The sequence below is a fragment of the Stackebrandtia sp. genome, assembly GCF_035643755.1.
In the GTDB taxonomy this organism is placed as follows: Bacteria; Actinomycetota; Actinomycetes; order Mycobacteriales; family Micromonosporaceae; genus Stackebrandtia.
In genome coordinates this window covers 1-18,897 of record NZ_DASQPW010000271.1, presented here as the reverse complement: position 1 = coordinate 18,897, position 18,897 = coordinate 1, and the positions used below count along the sequence as shown (strand labels likewise).

Below are 18,897 nucleotides of genomic sequence, written 5' to 3'. Positions count from 1 at the left end.
CCGGACGGTCAGTTGTACCTCAATCTGCGTGGTGCCACTCCCTGCGTGGCCCGGCTCGGCACCGCCGAAGCCCTCGTCCGCCTGCTGCGATCACTCAATGTGGACTTTCCCGCCTCGGTGACCGATCCCGACGAACTCGCCGCCCGGTTCCGGTCCGCCGTCGCCGACCGGCGGTTGCTGTTGCTGCTGGACGACGCCGCCGATGCCGCGCAGGTCACGCCGCTGCTGCCGGGAGGCGCGAACTGCGGCGTGCTCGTCACCAGCCGCAACACCCTCGCCCAGTTGGACGGCGCCGCCGTCCTTCGGCTCGACGTGCTGTCGCGGCCCGACGCGCTGCGGCTGTTCCAGCGACTTACCGGCCGCGCCGAATCCGCCGCCGTCGTCGAACTGGTCGAACTGTGCGGCCGGGTGCCGCTGGCGATCTGTGTCGCCGCCGCCCGCCTCAACACCGACCCTCGGCTGGAGGTACCGGAGCTGGTCGAGCAGTTGAGACCCCAGTCGCGGCGCCTGGAACACCTCGACGACGGCCAACGGGCGGTGCGATCCACCTTCATGGTCAGCTACGACAACCTGGACGCCGATGCCGCCGCGCTGTTCCGCCGCCTGGGCCTGCACGAGGGCGACGATTTCAGCACCGTCACCGCCGCCGCGGCGGCCGACGTGCCCCCCGAGCGCGCCGAAACGCTGCTGGCGAGCCTCGTCGCCGCGCACCTGATCGAACCGACCGCGCCCGGCCGCCACACCATGCATGACCTGCTGCGGCTGTTCAGCCGGGAACGCGCGGCGATCGACGAACCCGAGCCCGAGCGCCGCCGGACGATCGAACGCATCCTGCACGCCTACCTGGCCACCGCCCGCAATGCGCTGCGCGCCTTCGACATCGACGCGGAGCTGCGCTGCGACGTGGAGCCGCTGCGACTGCGGCACGACGGCGCCCCGATCGCCGACGACAACGCGGCCTTCGCCTGGGGCCGAAGCGAAATGGCCAACCTGGCGGCGGGCACGCGGCAGGCCGTGGCGGCCGGGCACCCGCGCATCGCCGTCGCACTGGTGGTCGCGGCCCTTCCCACCCTGTACTCGCAGGGCTACTGGAACCAGGTGTACGCGCTGTGCCGCACCGCGATCCCGGCGGTCGAGGGCCTCGACTCGCGGCCCCATCGCGCCCACATCCTGCGGGATTCGGCGACGGTCGAGCTGTCCCTCGGCCTGTTCGACGCGGGACTGGAGCACGCCACCGGATACCGGGAAACCTGTACATCGCTCGGGGACGCCGTCGGGCAGGCCTGGGCGCTCAATCTCCAGGGCACCGCCCTGCGAAACCTGAGACGGTTCGAGGAGTCCATCGAGTGCCTGCGCGAGAGCCTCGCCGTGAGCGAACGCCTGCCCGTCGGTCGCCAGCGGATCCTCACCTGGATCAAACTCGGCCTCGCTTACGTCCAGACGCGGCGGCTGGCGGAGGCCGGCCCCGCCTTCGAGCGGGCCGCGACCCTCGCCGAACAGCATGGTGACTACCGCAACCGCATCTCCGCGATCAGCAACCTCGCCTACCTGCGGCGCGAGTCCGGCGACTGCGCCGCCGCGGTGTCCACGTTCGAGGACCTGCTGATCCTCATCCGCCAGACTGCCCTGGCCGGGGCGCTGCCCGAGGCGGACGCGTTGTGGGGCCTGGGCGACAGCCTGTGCGACCTCGACCGCCGCGACGAGGCCGCCCGCCACTGGAGCGCCGCCGCCGAGATCCTCGCCAAGGTCGGCCTCATCACCGAGACCGAACGACGCGAGATCACCGCCAGCGACCGCCCCGAGATGCCGCGGGTGCTGCGCTGATCAAACCGCGATCAAACCGCCGCGGCCTACCGTCGCGGGCATGAGCACGTTCACGACCGCGCTGCGGGATCTCAGCTGCACCGCCACATCCCCCGACGGCACCGTCCGAGCCCGATTGTCGAACGGCAGGCCCGTCGAGGTGAACCTGTCCCCTAACGCCTGGCGCCGGCACTCCGAGGCCTCACTGGCCACCCAGGCCGCCGCGGCCGTGCAGGATGTCGTCATCGGCTATCAGGAGTCCGTCGACGAACGGCGCTTCGACGGTCAAGATCCGCTGCGACTGGCAAGGGACGGCAACGACTTCGCCAAACGCCAGCTGGCCTTCCAACGGGCGGTGGCCGAATTGGCCGTGGTCGGCGCCTCGACGGTCGGGTATGTCGAGGTCGAGTGGCGCGGCATGGCGGACATCCGGATCCGGATCGAGCCCGGCACCATCGCGCGGTTGAACCGTTCGCAACTGCGCGGCGAACTGCAATCGGCCATCGCGGCGGCGGGACGGTCCCGCAACCGGCGGATTCTGCGTCTCAACGAGCGCTACTACGGCCCACTTCCCTTCCCTCCGAACAAAGGCGGCGAGCATGTCTGAGAAAACCCAGGTAGATGTCGAGAACCTGTGGGAGGTGGGCGCGTATGAACTTCCCGCGATGGCCATCCTGTTCGGCAACGCCGCTGGGAAGGTTGACAAGACCCGTTCCCACGAGAGCGACCTGTTCGAGACCCCCGGCTGGCCTGCCGGAGTAGTGGGTCCCGTCCTAGCCAAATTCGTCGAACTACGCGACCAGCTTCAAAACGTCGCCCGCACCACCTGCATCAACCTGCGCGACAGCGGTGCCGGTTGTGTCGGCGCCGCCAACGACTTCGCCAAGACCGACCTCAACACCGCCGAAAAAATCGACTACGAGAACAACAAGACCGAGTTCGGCAAGGACCACAAGGCGACCCCGCCGCCGGACCCGCCCAAGGTCCCAGCCCCGACACCACCAACACCGCCCACCGGCGGAGGAGGGAATCACCCGTCGTGACCACCCAGGAAGAAGTACGCGAGATCGCCAAGAAGGTTCGGGAGTCCGCCAACGACCTGCGACTGCTCGAGGTCGTCGGCGCGTGGATCGACGCCGGTGATGTCGACAAGGACGGGGACTCCGGAGCCGATCGGTACAAGGATTTCGCCGGTGCCTCGGGTGACCGGGTCAAGTACGTGCAATCGCAGCAGTCCGCCCAGCTGGGCACCGAGTTCGACTGGATCATCGGCTACTACGAGTTCTACGCCCACATCTCCGAGAAGCCCTACCAGGGCATGAACAATGCCCTCCAGTCGGTGTTGTCCGGCTTCGCCACCAACGCGGTCAGCTACAAGGACGACATCCAGAGCCGCTTCGACCTCGGCGACTGGGACGGCAAATACGCCGAAGCACTGAACGACAACCTGATCTCGCCGCTGGACGACGTGCCCTACAACCAGGCCCACATCGTGCGAGAACTCCAGGCCGCCGTCCTGGGCCATTGGAACCTGGTGTTGGCGACCCGCAAGGCGGCGCTGGCGATCGGCACCGCCACCAAGGCCAGTCTGGACGCGCGGATCGCCCGCGCCGCCGGCCCCGATCTCAGCGGTGCGGTGATGCCGGTGATCGGCGCCGCGCTGGCCATCGTGGGCGTCTTCGCCGCGCTGCCGACCGACGGGGCCAGCCTCGCGCTGCTGCCGTTGAGCCTGGGGATCCTCGGCGCCGCCAGGGCCACCACCGATGCGGCCATAAAGATCCACGAGGAGCTCAACCAGTCCAATGTGACCACGAAACCGGTGACGATCCAGGGCAGCACCTCAGCGGACATCATCAACTCGATGATCGAGGAGCTCAGCAAGCTGGATCAGCTCGTCGCCGACGAGGAGAAGAAGCTCAGCGACAAGCTGGACAAGTCCATCACCGAGGTTGACGCGTGGCTCAAGGACACCAAGGGCGGCAACGGCCGCAAACCGCGGGCCTGGCATTTGCAGTCCTTCCGGTCCGAACTTGCCGATGGCCAGCCGAGCCACGACAAATTCGACCACGTGGACCAGTAGCCCCGGATCGCCCTCAGCCGGACTTCCGCTCGTCCTCGACGGCCCGCGACCGGGCCCCGTACGCCAGCGCCGCCCTGCGCAGCGCCAGCTCGGGGTCGATGTCGGCCTCGCGGGCGCGGGCGACCAGCCACAGCAGTGCCTCGCCCAGGGCGTCCGCGGAGGACGTCGGGTCCTCGGGGGCCGCGGGGACGGCGACGTCCAGATTCGCGCGGGCGATGCGCGACAGGTACTTGGCCGCCAGCGACAGGGCGGGCTGGGCCTCCACGACGCCGTCGGTGGCGTAGCGCCGCTCGGGTTTCTCGGTGCGCTTGATGGCGTCCCAGTTGTCGTGCAGATCCTCCACACTGGATACCTGGGTGTCGGCGAAGACGTGGGGGTGGCGTCGGATCAGCTTGTCGACCGCGTCGCCCGCCACGTCGTCGATGGTGAATCCGTCGGCGTCCTCGGAGGCGAAGCGGGCGTGCAGCAGGGGCTGCATCAGCAGGTCGCCGAGCTCCTCGCGCAGGTGTTTGAGGTCGCCCGAGTCGATGGCGTCGACCGTCTCGTACGCCTCCTCCAGCAGGAACGGCGCCAGGGAGGCGTGGGTCTGGGCGGCGTCCCACGGGCAGCCGCCGGGCGAGCGAAGCCGATCGATGACCGCGACGAGGTCCATGAGCCGCGCGCCCGGGGAGTCCCAGGACCCGTGCAGCAGTTCGATTTCCGCGCGCGAGGGATCGGTGGCGAGCCGTTCGCTGATCAGGCGCGACAGCTCGGCGTCGCCGTCGTCGGAGGCGATCCACACGCCGCCGGAGTCCAGCAGCGTGTCGACGGCGGCGGACGGGTCCAGCGGCGCGACGTCCACATTGGCGGCACGGATCGCGCTCACCTGTGGAGTGTCCGAGGCGGAGTAGACGTGCTCGGCGGCGCGCAGCGCGTCCCACGCGGGAGCGCTCAGCAGCCCCGCGGGCAGACGGGGGGAGGTGACCAGCCAGACGAGGCGCGTCGACATCAGCTCGGGATCGAGGCCACGATCGCGGGCGACATGGTCGCGTAGTCGCGGGCGACGGTGATGTAGGACTCGCCGTAGCGCGGGTTGGCGGTCACGTCGTACTGGGAGATGTACTTCTCGACCTGGTGCAGGTTGCCCAGCAGCTTGGGGCCGTTGGTGGAGCTGAGCTCCCGCTTCCACTCCTTGCGCTGGCCGGCGTCGGCCTTGTGGCCCCTGGCGCGGGTGAACTGGCGGGCGATGGAGTCGATGTCGGCGCTGGTGGGCTTGGCGGGGGTGGAGCCGGCGAACAGCACCTCGCGGTACGACTCGGCCTCGTCCAGCAGGGTGACGAACTTGCTGCTGGCGCCCATGCCGATGATCTCGCTGGTCCAGAACGCCTCGATGCCCTTGGCGGTGCCGTTGCCGGGCTCCTTGCCCGTGTCGGCGGCGACCTGCTTGCCCAGCTCGATGGTGGCGAGCGCGTCGACCACGTAACCCCGCAGCTTGCCCGCGGTGATGGCGGGCAACTGGTCGCCGGTGATCCGGCCCAGGTAGTGCAGGCGGGTGCGGATCCTGGCCGGGACGCTGTCGACGACCTGGTCGACCTGCTGCTCGGTGATGCGCGAGTCGCCGACGAACACCGCCGCTCCCTGCTCCACCCGACACGCCGCCATGGACACCACCGTCACCACCGCGAGGGTCGCGGCGACCACGGAACGTCGGGTGAAGCGCAGTCTCATCGAGTTGTCCTTCCGGATGCGCGATCAACAACCACGCGAGCTTATTGCATCGCTCACACGGACGCGGCGGCAGTTGGCCGCTTGGCGTCCACGTCGGTGACGTCGTTGATGAGGTCGGCGCACCACCTCAGCAGCGCCGTCCCCTCCATAGGGGAGCCGCCGACCCGCTGGGTCTGCGGGCGCGGCACCGAGATCAGCTCCGAGGCCCGCTTGTACACCGCGTCGGGGTAGTGGCGCTTGAGGCGCAGCTCCTTGGAGTCGGGCAGGTTGACCGAGGAGAAGCGGATGTGGCGGCCCTGGAGGGACACATCGGACAGTCCGGCGGCGCGGGCCAGCAGGCGGAAGCGGGCCACGTGCACCAGGTTCTCCACCTCCGCGGGCAGCTCGCCGTAGCGGTCGATCATCTCGGCGCGCACCTCGTCCAGTTCGGCGTCGGCGCGCACCTCGGCCAGCTTGCGGTACATCTCCAGGCGCAGCCGCTCCACCGAGATGTAGTCGTAGGGGATGTGCGCGTCCACGGGCAGGTCGATCTTCACCTCGGTGAGGATCTCCTCCTTGGCACCCTTGAAGGTGCGCACCGCGTCGCCCACCATGCGGACGTACAGGTCGAACCCGACGCCCGCGATGTGCCCCGACTGCTCGCCCCCCAACAGGTTTCCCGCGCCGCGGATCTCCAGGTCCTTCATGGCCACGTACATGCCCGCGCCCAGCTCGGTGTGCTGCGCGATGGTGGCCAGCCGCTCGTGGGCGTGCTCGGTGAGCGGCTTCTCGGGCGGGTACATGAAGTACGCGTACGCGCGCTCCCGCGCCCGTCCGACGCGACCGCGGATCTGGTGCAATTGCGACAGTCCCAACAGGTCGGCGCGCTCCACGATCAGGGTGTTGGCGTTGGGGATGTCGATGCCCGACTCGATGATCGTGGTGGACACCAGGACGTCGAACTCGCCGTTCCAGAAGTCCTGCATGATCTGCTCGAGGCGGTTCTCGCCCATCTTCCCGTGCGCCACAACGACCCTGGCCTCGGGAACCACCTCGCGCAGGTGCCGCGCGGCCTTCTCGATGGACTCCACCCTGTTGTGCAGGTAGAAGACCTGGCCGTCGCGCAGCAGCTCGCGGCGGATCGCCGCACCCACCTGCTTGTCCTCGTAGGCGCCCACGAAGGTCAGCACGGGGTGCCGCTCCTCGGGCGGGGTGGCGATGGTGGACATCTCGCGGATGCCCGTGATCGCCATCTCCAGGGTGCGGGGGATCGGGGTGGCCGACATGGCCAGCACGTCGACGTGGGCGCGCAGCGCCTTCAGCTGTTCCTTGTGCTCCACGCCAAAGCGCTGCTCCTCGTCCACGATGATCAGACCCAGGTCCTTGAACCGCGTCTCGGCCTGCAACAGGCGGTGGGTTCCCACCACGATGTCCACGTCGCCCGAGGACAGTCCCTTCTGGACCTGTTCGGCCTCCGAGGGCGTCTGGAACCGCGACAGCTGGCGGACCTTCACGGGGAACTGCGCCATCCGCTCGGTGAAGGTGCTGTGGTGCTGGCTGGCCAGCAGCGTCGTCGGGACCAGGATCGCCACCTGCTTGCCGTCGGCCACGGCCTTGAACGCCGCCCGCACCGCGATCTCGGTCTTGCCGTAGCCGACGTCGCCGCAGATCAGGCGGTCCATGGGGGTGGGCTGCGACATGTCGGCCTTCACGTCGTTGATGGCCGAGGCCTGGTCGGGCGTCTCCTGATACGGGAAGGCGTCCTCCAGCTCGCGCTGCCACGGGGTGTCGGGGCCGAAGGCGTGGCCCTCGGTGGCCTGGCGTGCGGCGTACAGCTTGATCAGCTCGGCGGCGATCTCGCGCACCGCCTTGCGAGCCCGCGACTTCGCCTTCTTCCAGTCCGAGCCGCCCAGCTTGTGGACGGTGGGCATCTCGCCGCCGACGTAGCGGGTCAGCTGGTCGAGGGCGTCGGTGGGGACGAACAGGCGGTCGCCGGGCTGGCCGCGCTTGGACGCGGCGTACTCGATCACCAGGTACTCGCGCTCGGCGCCGTTGACGGTGCGGCGCACCAGTTCGATGTAGCGGCCCACGCCGTGCTGCTCGTGCACCACGAAGTCCCCACTGGACAGCTCCAGCGGGTTGACCCCGCCGCGCCGCCGCGACGGCAGCTTGCGCATGTCGCGGGTGGTGGCGCCCTTGCCGCCCGAGATGTCGTCGCCCGACAGGATCGCGAGCCGGGCGGCGGCGTCGACCAGGCCGTGCGCCAGCCCGCCGACGGTCACCGTGACGTGCCCGCCGCGCAGCTCGGTGACCGCCTCGGTAAGGGAGGCACCGATTCCGGCGTCGGACAGCTGCTCGACGGCGCGCTGCGCGGGGCCGTGCCCGGCGAACACCAGGCACACTCGCCAGCCGTCGGACGTCCACTGTCGAATGTCGTTGACGAGGGTCGCGGAGTTGCCGTGGTACAGGTTGGCCGGGGTCGCGCTCACCGTGACCGTGTCGCCGTCGGCGATGTTGAGCGCGTCGAGGCCCTCGCCGGTGATCTCGGCCAGCTCGGCGGCGCGCTCGCGTTCGGCGCGCTCGGCCTCGCTGATGTCCTCGGCCACCCCGAACGGGCCGACCGACCACCAGGGACAGTCGTGATCGGACGCGGCGGCGTGCACCTCGGAAAGCGAGCGGAAGGCGGCGGCGCCCAGGTCGATGGGGGCCTCCCCGCCGGTGGCCGCCGCGGCCCAGCTGGCCTGGAGGAACTCCTGGCTGGTGGCCACGAGATCGTGGGCGCGGGAACGAATCCGTTCGGGGTCACATTGGACGATGAAGCTGCCGCGCGGCAGCGTCTCCACGAGAAGCTCCAGCTGGTCGGCGCCCAGCAGCACCGGCGACAGGGATTCCATGCCCTCCACGGGAATCCCCTGCGACAGCTGCTCGCACATCTCGGCCAGGCCCGGGTGCGCGGCGCCCAGCTCGGCGGCGCGGGCTCGCACGTCGTCGGTGAGCAGCAGCTCGCGGCACGGCGGCGCGAACACCTCGCGGGCCTTGTCCAGCGAGCGCTGGTCGGCCACGGAGAAGTACCGGATCGAGTCGACCTCGTCGCCGAAGAACTCCACCCGCAGCGGGTGCTCCATGGTGGGCGGGAAGATGTCCAGGATGCCGCCGCGCACCGCGAACTCGCCGCGCTTCTCCACCAGGTCGACGCGGGTGTAAGCCAGGTCGGCGAGCCGTCGCACCACTTCGGACAGGTCGGCGGTGCCGCCGATCCGCAGCCGGATCGGCTCCAGGTCGCCAAGGCCCTTCAGCTGGGGTTGCAGCATGCTGCGCACCGGCGCCACCACGACGCGCAGCGGGCTGTCTCCGGGGTGCGCCAGGCGATGCAGCACCGCCAGGCGGCGCCCCACGGTGTCGCTTCGCGGCGAGAGCCGTTCGTGCGGCAGGGTTTCCCACGCCGGGTAGAAGGCCACCCGGTCGGGGTCGACCAGCCCGGCCACAGACTCGGCCAGCTCCTCGCCCTCACGGCTGGTGGCGGTGACGACCAGGACGGTGCCGCCGGCGCGGGCGATGGCCGCGGCGATGAAGGGCCGCGCCGCGGCCGGGGCGGTGATGTCGACGGTGCGGGCGTCCGCGCCGCCGCTGTCGGCGAGCGCGCGCACCCGCGACAGCCCCGGTTCGTCCAGGGCGGCGGTCAACAGGCCGGACAATTGGGACGCCATGAAAAACCCCATAAGCCATTAAAAGCGACATAACGGACATGCGCGGGCGGAATCCTGCGCCGATCAACGACTCTACTCGCCGGCACCGACGCCTCCTTACCTCCACCGCTGTCGGCGGAGGTAAGGAGCGGGGTGTCTCAACTCACCCAGGCGGCAACCATGCCGCGCGCCTCGGGCATCAGAAAGAAGATCGCCGCCACCGCGACGGTGAAGAACAGCGGGATCAGGAACTTCTGCTCGATCTTGCTGCCCGCCCTGATGGCGATGGAGTCCGGCAGCCCGATCTCGAACCAGCGTTCCTTCTTGATGGGCAACGGCCACAGCACCGGGCAGCCCGCCCGAGTGATCATGTCCCCGAAGGTATGCACGACGCAGCCGATGCCGACCGCCGCCCCGATGGTCACATAGGACTTGCCCGGGGGCAGGAGCTGATACAGACCGAAGGCGCAGCCCAGGGACAGCAGCGTGACGATCCACCAGCCCTGCTTCTTCGCCCAGTCGTTCATCAATCCGCGAATCGCCAAGCCGGTGAGGATGAACAGAATCGAGATGACCGCCGGTTTCCCGAAATGCCCCGCGAGAAAACCGGTTCCGGTCCCGAGCAAAGCGGCAAATATCCAGGTATGTGTGAATGTGCGATGGCCGTTATGTCGCTTGCCGTCTTTTTTGCTTCGCGTGACTTTGTAGACGCCCAGCGAGAATTTCTCCACGCACTCGGCGACGAACAGCGAGACGACGCCGAAGGTACGGGCAACCGTGGCGCCTCCCTTGTTCTTCAAAACGGCACCCGAGGTATCCAAATCGGGCAGTAGGGCCGCGCCGGTGCAGGCGATGGCGCCCACGGCGATCGCGGCGGAGGACTGGTGGTAATCGAAGGCCGTCTCGGCGACCGCGGAGGCGGCCAGCCAGGCCGCGGTCCCGGAAACCGCATGGGTGGGGCCCATCACCATTGGAATTCTCCTCAATGGTTTATCTGAAATGGACGGGGGATAAGTGACTAGAGTGTCATATGAGGCGATTGCGGGATATGCCAGGGCCACAAGCACTCTGAGCGAACTCACCCGTACAGATGGCGCCAGGTCGGATAACCAGCCATTCACCAAAGCCCGAAGTCCGTATATGTTGGTGCCCATGTCCACGTCCCTGATTCGACGCGCGATTGTTCCCGTCCTGGCATTGGTTCTCGTGACGGCCGCGGCCTGCACCTCGCAGTCGGCGGGCCTCACCGGCCCCACCGACCACGTGGCCATCACCGCGGCGAAGAACGTCAAGCCCGCCACGACCGTGCTCGCCGACGACGACGCCAAGACCGGTCGCCTGATCGGGCCGCACTTCTCGCTGGCCGTCGCCGGCTACACCACCACCACGAAGGTGAGCGACAAGCAGGCGAAGCTGTACGGCTTTGACTCCGGTCCCATCAAGGCCGCCAAGGGAACCCAGTTCTTTCTGGCCATCATGGACGCCTCGACCGACGTGAAGAGCGGCGCCACGGCGGTGCTGTCGGTGGACGGCAAGGACCGCAAGCTGAAGCGGCTGCCCAGCGCCGGAGAGGCGATCGCGGCGGTGGTTCCCACCAAGGCGGACGTGGTGCTCAAGGCCACCGACGAGGGACGCACCCAGACCATCAACCTGCGCGACGGCAAGCGCGACTCCCAGATCGCGGGCTTCTACGCGGGGCAACCCGACTCCAACGACCCGCAGGACTACGACGCCAGCGGCAAGGCCACGGGCAAGGCGAAGTCGTCGGGCGGCACCGAATTCGAGCCCGAGACCCGCACCCTCCACGTCAGCATGACCGTGGGCAAGGCCACCAAGTCCCCGTGGAACGCCGACGAGAAGTGGGCCGAAGAGGGCGACGTGTGGGTGAGCGTCCCGATCAGCGACATGACCACGGACTCGGTGTGGGGCTTCAAGGAGCACACCAACGAGCCGATCATGACCTGGAAGCTCAAGGCGTCCAAGACCTTCTCCCTGAAGCCCAGCGGCGGACACAAGGCCAAGACCGAGGCCGACACCACCTTCACCGCCGACAAGAAGCAGCAGCCCATCAACGAGTCGCAGGACGTGAAGTTCAACCCCGACAACGCGACCCTGTTGTTCCAGGTCCCCGACAACACCACCAAGACCACCCTGAAGATCACCCCGGGCGGCAGCCTCAAGGCGATCTGGAGCGACCGCACCGGCACGTGCTCGTGGGACAAGGCGCCCAAGACCGGCGAGATCGACATCAGTTTCTGAGCCGAAACGGCAACCCGTTCGTGTCCCGGAACCTCTAGGGAACACACAAACGAATGGAGTTGTCATGGCTCACGAACCACCCGACAGGGAGTTCGACGAGTTCGCTCGCGCACGCACTCCCGCGCTGCTGAGGTCGGCGTTCCTGTTGACGGGCGACCAACACCTGGCAGAGGACCTGGTGCAGACGGCGTTGGCGAAGACGCTGCTGGCGTGGAAACGCCTGCAGCGCACAGAAAACGCCGAGGCGTACACCCGCAAGGTGATGTACCACCTCCAGGTCGGTTGGTGGAGGCGACGGGCGCGGGAGCGCGCCGTCCTGCAACTGGTGGATCGGCCCGACACCCAGGCCGACGCCAGCGAGGACATAGCTCGCCAGATCGCGCTTCATCAAGCGCTGCAACGCCTCACCAAACGGCAACGCGCCGTGCTGGTGCTGCGCTTCTTCGAAGACCGCGGCGTCAACGACACCGCACGGATCCTGGGCTGCACCGTCGGAACGGTGAAGAGCCAGACCGCCAAGGCGCTGCTGCGGATGCGCGCCGAGCTTCCCGACGACTTCCAGACACAGGAATGGAGCCTGGCATGAACCTCCCCTTCAAGTCCGACATGGACTCGCTGGCCGATAATGTGTCCGTAGTGGACCTCACGGATCGCGCGCGCGGCACGGCACGTCGGCTGCGGGTGATGCGCACCGTGGTCGCGGGCGTCGCTGTGCTGGCGGTGGCCATGGGCATCACCGTCGGATCGGTGGTCCTGCCGAGCGCGTTCAACGGCAGTCCCGCGGCGGGAGACGCCAAGGGCGGCCGCTACCTGTTCGAGGCGCCTGAGGGCGACTGGGACGCCGACGGAAACACTCCGACCCACCACCTCAAGCTGGTGACCTGGCACCCCGGTGAGGAACCGAGGACGATTCACCTGAAACAGAGCTACTACGTCAACAGCGGTCGGGTGTCTCCCAACGGGACGATGTACAGCTACGTCGGGGGTGACGACGCCGTCCACATCGTGAATCTGGACAGCGGCAAGGAGATCGACATTCCCAGCGGCAAGCTGGGCATCACCAAGGTCCCGATGGGGGACAACAGCCTCCCCGAAACGATCCCCGCCTGGTCTCCCGACTCGGGGAGCCTGTGGGTCGACAACGGCATCGGCGACCACCGCTTCGGCTTCGTGGACCTCGGCAGTGGCGACTTCACGCCGACCTACGACGCGTCGGGCCTGTGGGACGTTCAGGTGGTGCGAGGCAAGGACAACACCGAACGCCTGATCGGGCTTCGCTTGGCGGGTAAGGGGACCGAGATCGTCAGCGTCGGCGCGGGCGAGAAGTCCCAGCCCAAGGTCCTTGGCGGCAAGCTCGCCGACGGCGACGGATACGCGACCCACATCGCCGCGGCCTCCACCGACGGCAAGCGGCTGTGCGTCCAGACCGACGCCAAGGGCGAGGTCGACAAGAACGACAACACCTGCGAAGAGGTGGCCACGTTCGACGAGCACCTCCACGGTTACCGAGACACGGGTCAGTGGATGAACGCCTTCATCCAGGGCACCGACAAGTGCGTGACACTGGTCGGCGACGACAGCGGCGAGCCCAAGGAGATCCAGGTTTCCCGTTGCGACACGGGGAAGGTCGTCGGCACCGCGGTTCCGCCGTCGGGGTCCGACAAGTACGGCCTGGTCGGATTCCAGCCAGGCCGATAACCCCCGCTATCCCGTGTTGCGCATCCCCGCCGCGATGCCGTTGACGGTGGTCAGCAGCGCCCGAGTCAGCTGCGGATCGGTGTCCTCGGTGTCGCGGTAGCGGCGCAACAGCGCGATCTGCAGGTGATGCAGCGGCGCCAGGTAGCGGTCGCGCACCGAAAGGGTGCGGGCCAGCTGGGGGTTGTTGGCCAGCAGGCGGGTTCCGCCCGTGAACCGCAGCACCTCCTCGACCGTGCGGTCGTGTTCGGCGCGAATCACGTCGAACAGCGGACGCAAGTGGCCGGGCACCAACGCCTCCACGTAATGGCCCGCGATGTCCATGTCGGTCTTGACCAGGGTCATCTCGACATTGGACAGGAACGTGGAGAAGAACTGCCAGCGCTCGTGCATGGTGTGCAGGATGTCCTCGGCGCCCGCCTCGCGGGCCGCCCGCAGCCCGCTGCCGACGCCGTACCAGCCCGGCACGATCTGGCGCGACTGCGTCCACCCGAACACCCAGGGGATGGCGCGCAGGCCGTCCAGGCCTGCGGCGGTGTCGGGGCGCTTCGAGGGCCGCGAGCCGATGTTCAAGGCGCCCAACAGTTCCGTCGGGGACACCGCCCAGAAGTACTCGGCCAGGCCCTCGCGGTCGATGAGGCCGCGGTACTCGGTGCGGGCCGCGTCCGCCACCTTGTCCATCGTGGAGTACCAGGTGTCGAGGACGTCCTGGGGGTGGCGGGGCTTGGCGTGCAGCAGGCTGGCCTTGAGCACCGCCGCGGTGGTGAGCTCCAGGTTCTCCCGCGCCAGCGAGGGCAGGATGTACTTGTCGGACAACACCTCTCCCTGCTCGGTGACCTTGATCGACCCGTCCAATGTGCCCGAAGGCTGGGCCAGGATCGCCTCGTGGGTGGGCCCGCCGCCGCGCCCCACCGTGCCGCCGCGGCCGTGGAAGAGCCGCAGCCGCACGCCGTGTCGCGCGGCCACATCGCGCAGTTCCCTTTGCGCCGACTGGATCGCCCACTGGCTGGCGGCGATGCCCGATTCCTTGTTGGAGTCGGAATACCCGAGCATCACCTCCTGGGTGCCGCCGCTGGCGTCCACGATGGTGCGATACTCGGGCAGCCGCAAGAGCTCGTCCAGCATCCGGGGTCCGTCGGCCAGCTCGGCCACCCCCTCCAGCAGGGGGACGATCCCGATGTCGGCGCGCCCCGCCTGCACGTCCACCAGGCCCGCCTCGCGGGCCAGGACCGCCGCGGCCAGCACGTCGTCGGCGCCGCGGGTCATGGAGATGATGTACGACTCGACCACCGCGGGCCCGAACTGGTCGCGGGTCGCGGCGACGCATGTGAACACGTCCAGGGTCTTGCGGGCCTCGGCCGACAGCGACACCTCCACCGGCGCCAGCGGGCGCCGCGAGGCCAGTTCCCTTGCCAGAAGCGCGGTGCGCGCGTCGCGATCCAGCTCCAGGTACGGCACGTCCAGCTCGCCGAGCCGGTCGAACAGCTCGGCGAGGGCGGCGTGATGCCGCTCGGCGTGCTCGCGAATGTCCATCGTGGCCAGATGGAGGCCGAAGGCGGCCACCGTGCGAATCGCGTCGGTCAGCCTGCCCTCGGCGGCCAGCACGCCCGTGGACGCCGCCAGCGACTCGTGCAGCACCGTCAGATCGGCCAGCAGCTGTCGGCCGTCCATGTAGTCGCGGCCCGGCACGTGCGCGGTGCCGTCGGCGTGCCGCGTGCGGGTCGCCTCCAGCTTCGCCTTGATGCAGCGGGCCTTCAGCCGATACGGCTCGGAGGCGTTGATGCGCCGGAACCGTTCGGGCAGTTCGGGAAGCGCGGCCAGGTCCGCCGCCAGCGAGCCCATCAGGTCGCCGGTGGCCGGCCGCAGCCGCTGCGACACCGACAGCTCCGAGATCAGGGCGTCCACCGCGCCCTCGGCGGCCCGGATGCCGTGCTCGTGCTGCAGGGTCAGCACCCGCGCCGTCACCTCGGGGGTGACGAACGGGTTGCCGTCCCGGTCGCCGCCGATCCAGGTGCCGAAGCGCAGCGGCGTGTCCGTGCGCGAGGGCTCGGCGCCCAGCTCGGACAGCGTCGAAGACAGGCCCCGCAACACATCTGGCATCGTGTTGGCGTACAGGTCGGCCAGGTAGTACACGGCGTTGCGGGCCTCGTCGGTCGGATCGGGCCGCTCGGCCCGCACCTCGTCGGTCAGCCACATCATGTCGATCAGCTGCGACAACCGGTTGTCGGTGGCGGCGGTGTCGGCCGCGCCCGCCAGCGCCTCCCCGGCGGCCTCGGCGTCCAGCTCGTCGGCGATCTGTCGCAGCTTCACCAGAATGGACCGCCGCGCCGCCTCGGTGGGGTGCGCGGTGAACACCGGCCGCACCTCCAGCCGCTCGGCCAGCCGCGCCACCTGCGCGGGCGGAATGTTCTCCGCCTGGATCTCCCGCGCCGCCGCCCGCAGCCAGCCGCCGTCGCGGGCGCGCCTCGCCCGCAGCTCGCGCGCCCGGTGCACCTGCTCGGCGATGTTGGCCAGGTGAAAGTAGAAGGCGAAGGCCCGCGCCAGGTTCATCCCGGTGCCGGTGTCGAGTTCAGCCAGCCGCTTCGCCGCCGCGTCGGCGTCGGAGCGCACGCCCTGGCGGATGTCCTCCACCAGACGCAGCAGGCCGCGGCCCTCCTGGCGCACCAGCCCTTCCCCCAACAGGGTGCTGAGCCGCCGAATGTCCGCGCGCAGCCGCGCGTCGTCGTTGTCCCGATCAGGTGCGTCCACCGTGTCACTCTCCCGAAGCTCGGATACGAGGGACGGCGCTGTCCATACGGTTGCTCAGCGTATCTGACGGATCTTCGCGGCGAAGCGTGGCGGCATACGCTCTATGCATCAACCGGGCTCGTATGGTGGGCGGGTCGCCTGCGAAACTGTCATACACGCGTGACGCGGCTGGAAGGGGAGTGGTGTGGTGTCCGATTGGGTCCTGCCGGATGAGGTGCTGGCCGATGCCCCCTCGTATACGCCCCGGCCCCACGAACTCGCCGATCTCGAACTGCTGCTGTCGGGCGCCTACGCGCCGCTGCATCGCTTTCTCGGGCGCGACGACGTCGAAAGCGTGGTGGCGACCGGGCGGCTCACCGACGGCACCTCCTGGCCGACACCGGTCACATTGGACGTCCCCGAATCGGTGGTGGACGGGCTCGACATCTCGGCCCCGCTGAAGCGGGTCGTGGTGCTCACCGACCCCGAGGGCGCGCCCGTGGCCGCCGTCGACGCCGTCGAGCTGACCCCCGCCCGCGACGGCAACGTCCGGGTGGCCGGGCAGGTGCGACGCATCGGGGAGGTGCGGCACGGCCCGTTCCTGCGGCTGCGCGCCACCCCGGCCCAGACCCGCGAGTCGCTGACCACCTCCCGGGTGCTCGGCGTCATCGCCGACCGTCCCCTGCACCGTCCACAGTTGGCGGAGATCTCGCGCGCCGCCCACACCCTGGCCGCCCACGTACTCATCCTGGTGCCCGTGGCCGGGCTCGGCCCCGACGGGCTGCCCCCGGCCGCCCTGGTGCGCAGCATCCTGGCCGCCCGCGACCGGCTCCCGCGCTCCACGATCGTGGCCGTGCCGCTGTCCAATCGGGGCGACGAGGTGCGCGACGGCCTGCTGTCGGCCCGGGTCGCCGCGGCCTACGGCGCCACCCACCTGCTGTCCATGGGGCGCAACTTCGCCGGCGGCTCGGGGATTCGCGTCATGCTGCCCCGCCAGCTCTGCTACGACGTCCGGGATGGACAGTGGCGGGCCGTGGACGACGTGGAGCCGCCGTTCCGCCGCCAGCCCATGACCTCCGCCGAGGTGCTGGACATGCTGGACCGCGGCTTCGGCCTGCCCGACTGGCACACCCCGCCCGCCGTGGCCGCCGAGCTGCGCCGCGCCCGCCCACCCCGCCGCCACCGCGGCGTCGTGGTGTTCATGACCGGGCTGTCGGGCTCCGGCAAGTCCACCGTCGCCCGCGGCGTCTACGACGCGCTGCTGGAGACCGGCGAGCGCACCGTGTCCCTCTTCGACGGCGACGTGGTGCGGCGGCTGTTGTCCGCCAAGCTCGGCTTCAGCACCGAAGACCGCGAACTCAACATCCGGCGGATCGGCTTCGTGGCCGCCGAGGTGGCCCACCACCACGGCGTGGCGCTGTGCTGCCCGATCGCGCCGTACGCGTCCGGACGCGCCGCCGCCCGCCGGATGGCCGCCGAGGCGGGCGCCGACTTCGTGCTGGTGCACGTGGCCACACCCCTGGAGGTGTGCGAGGAGCGCGACCGCAAGGGCCTGTACGCCAAGGCCCGCGCCGGAACCATCCAGGGCTTCACGGGGGTGTCCGACCCGTACGAGGTGCCCACCGACGCCGACCTGACCGTCGACACCTCGGAGATCACCGTGGACGAGACCGTGCAGTCGGTGCTGGACTACCTCACCGACGGCGGCTGGCTGGAGACCCCGGGTCTGCGGATCGGGCAGGGCTGAACACCCGCCGCGGTCGCAACCCATTACGAATTCCTAACGGCACCGTTGGGCGATTGGCCTTCCGACAAGGATGGGCACGGCAACTATCCGTGTCCCCCAAGGATTCTGGAAGGCGACGATGACCTCCGATCAGCTTGTGCGCGCCTACCGCGGCATCAGTGCCCGAACGATCGGCGCGGGTTTGTCCCTTGTGTCCGGAGCGGCGCGGGGCGGGCCGGTCCGTCGCGGCGCCGGCGAGGCCCGGCCCGACCAGCGCCGCCGCGTCGTCCTGGTCCACTCCGGAGTGACGGCGGTGGTGATCGGCGTGGCCAGCGCGCTGTCGGTGGTCTTCTTCGCCATCCCGCCCGCCTGGTTCGCCGGCGTCTTCAGCGCCGTCACGATCGCCCTGATGCTCGCGGCGGCGGTCAACCTGCGCGCCGCGAGGGTCCTGGCCGCCCGCGGCCTGGGGTTCTGGGCCGGGATCGGATGGGGGCTCACGGTCAGCTCCTGGGCGTACCTGTTGGGGCTGACCGGTTTCGTTCCACACCTGCTGCTGGCGTGGACACTGGGGACGGTGGCGCTGGCCATCGTCACCGCCAACGCCGTCCAGCTGGCGCTGGCCGGGGTGTTGGCCAGCGCCTGGATCGCCGCCGCCGCCCTGTTCGGGGAGTCGCTGCTCCCGGGGGCCGTCATCGTCGCGGTGCTCCTCGCCTTTCCCCTGTACGCCAGACCATCCCGCCTGGTCGGCGGCGCGCTGACCCTCGTCGCGGCCACCCTCGCGACCGCCACGATGGTCGCCCACGGTTCCGCCGGCCTCGTCGGCGGGCTCGTGGCCGCCGCCGCCACCATCGGCGTGCTGCGCGCCGTCGCGGCACGGCTGCCGTACGACCCACTCACCGGGACGGTCCCCTCGGGATGCCCCGGGCGCGGCATCGCCGCGGTGTCCAACCTGGTCGGTGTCGGCGCCGTGGCGGTGTCGGCGCTGCCGCCCGTGCTGGACGCCCTGCGCGCGGACTTCGCGTCCGCGGGCCGACCCGCGGTGGTGTGGGTCCCCGTCGGGCTGCTCGTCGCGGCGACCGCCGCGCCGGGAATCCGGCGGCGGGACTGGCTGCGCCCCTCGATCGCCTGGACCGTCGGCGTCGCGGCGCTGATGCTCGCGCTGTACCTGCCCGATCCACTGTGGGTGACCGGCGGGCTCGGCCTGGCCGCCGCCACACTGGCGGCGGCGGGACTGT

General features: G+C 69.7%; 12 protein-coding genes and 2 pseudogenes. 9 read left to right on the top strand and 5 right to left on the bottom strand.

Annotated features, from left to right (window positions below):
* From VE172_RS20880 to VE172_RS20865, 4 genes and pseudogenes are all read left to right on the top strand, one after another.
* Positions 1 to 1,824, top strand: a pseudogene (locus VE172_RS20880) (hypothetical protein); the annotation flags it as partial.
* Positions 1,825 to 1,864: 40 nt separating this feature from the next.
* On the top strand, positions 1,865 to 2,410 hold the full coding sequence (locus tag VE172_RS20875) for a hypothetical protein (protein ID WP_324803923.1): 546 nt from the start codon (positions 1,865 to 1,867) through the stop codon (positions 2,408 to 2,410).
* Between the two features lie 58 nt (positions 2,411 to 2,468).
* Entirely contained in the window at positions 2,469 to 2,846 is a 378-nt protein-coding gene (locus VE172_RS20870; protein ID WP_324803922.1) for a hypothetical protein, read from the top strand.
* Complete coding sequence (locus VE172_RS20865) at positions 2,843 to 3,883, top strand: hypothetical protein (RefSeq protein WP_324803921.1); 1,041 nt, start codon at positions 2,843 to 2,845, stop codon at positions 3,881 to 3,883. Before VE172_RS20870 ends, VE172_RS20865 begins: the two co-directional genes overlap by 4 nt.
* Positions 3,884 to 3,896: 13 nt before the next feature.
* Here the strand turns inward: VE172_RS20865 and VE172_RS20860 are convergent, their stop codons facing one another.
* From VE172_RS20860 to VE172_RS20845, 4 genes are all read right to left on the bottom strand, one after another.
* Positions 3,897 to 4,871, bottom strand: coding sequence for a nucleoside triphosphate pyrophosphohydrolase (locus VE172_RS20860; RefSeq protein ID WP_324803920.1), 975 nt, complete (start codon positions 4,869 to 4,871; stop codon positions 3,897 to 3,899).
* Positions 4,871 to 5,590 (bottom strand): hypothetical protein, encoded by a 720-nt coding sequence (locus VE172_RS20855; RefSeq protein ID WP_324803919.1) that lies wholly within the window; start codon positions 5,588 to 5,590, stop codon positions 4,871 to 4,873. The genes VE172_RS20860 and VE172_RS20855 overlap by 1 nt, the downstream gene beginning before the upstream one ends.
* 53 nt (positions 5,591 to 5,643) lie before the next feature.
* The gene (gene mfd / locus VE172_RS20850) at positions 5,644 to 9,276 is read right to left on the bottom strand and encodes a transcription-repair coupling factor (protein ID WP_324803918.1); all 3,633 of its coding nucleotides are present in this window, start codon (positions 9,274 to 9,276) and stop codon (positions 5,644 to 5,646) included.
* Between the two features lie 137 nt (positions 9,277 to 9,413).
* Positions 9,414 to 10,223 (bottom strand): metal-dependent hydrolase, encoded by an 810-nt coding sequence (locus VE172_RS20845; RefSeq protein WP_414715136.1) that lies wholly within the window; start codon positions 10,221 to 10,223, stop codon positions 9,414 to 9,416.
* Positions 10,224 to 10,407: 184 nt separating this feature from the next.
* Here VE172_RS20845 and VE172_RS20840 point away from each other — a divergent pair, with 184 nt between their 5' ends.
* The 3 genes from VE172_RS20840 (at position 10,408) to VE172_RS20830 (ending at position 13,212) form a co-directional block, all read left to right on the top strand.
* Positions 10,408 to 11,514, top strand: coding sequence for a hypothetical protein (locus tag VE172_RS20840; protein ID WP_324803916.1), 1,107 nt, complete (start codon positions 10,408 to 10,410; stop codon positions 11,512 to 11,514).
* A gap of 64 nt (positions 11,515 to 11,578) precedes the next feature.
* Positions 11,579 to 12,100, top strand: coding sequence for a SigE family RNA polymerase sigma factor (locus VE172_RS20835; RefSeq protein WP_324803915.1), 522 nt, complete (start codon positions 11,579 to 11,581; stop codon positions 12,098 to 12,100).
* Positions 12,097 to 13,212, top strand: a complete 1,116-nt coding sequence (locus tag VE172_RS20830) for a hypothetical protein (RefSeq protein WP_324803914.1) — start codon at positions 12,097 to 12,099, stop codon at positions 13,210 to 13,212. The genes VE172_RS20835 and VE172_RS20830 overlap by 4 nt, the downstream gene beginning before the upstream one ends.
* Before the next feature lie 6 nt (positions 13,213 to 13,218).
* Here the strand turns inward: VE172_RS20830 and ppc are convergent, their stop codons facing one another.
* The gene (ppc, locus tag VE172_RS20825) at positions 13,219 to 15,957 is read right to left on the bottom strand and encodes a phosphoenolpyruvate carboxylase (protein ID WP_324803913.1); all 2,739 of its coding nucleotides are present in this window, start codon (positions 15,955 to 15,957) and stop codon (positions 13,219 to 13,221) included.
* 184 nt (positions 15,958 to 16,141) lie between these two features.
* Between ppc and cysC the strand changes: the two genes are divergently transcribed.
* Both cysC and VE172_RS20815 read left to right on the top strand, forming a co-directional pair.
* Entirely contained in the window at positions 16,142 to 17,683 is a 1,542-nt protein-coding gene (gene cysC, locus VE172_RS20820) for an adenylyl-sulfate kinase (RefSeq protein ID WP_349258481.1), read from the top strand.
* A 118-nt stretch (positions 17,684 to 17,801) separates the two neighbouring features.
* Positions 17,802 to 18,897 (top strand): annotated as a pseudogene (locus VE172_RS20815) (hypothetical protein); the annotation flags it as partial.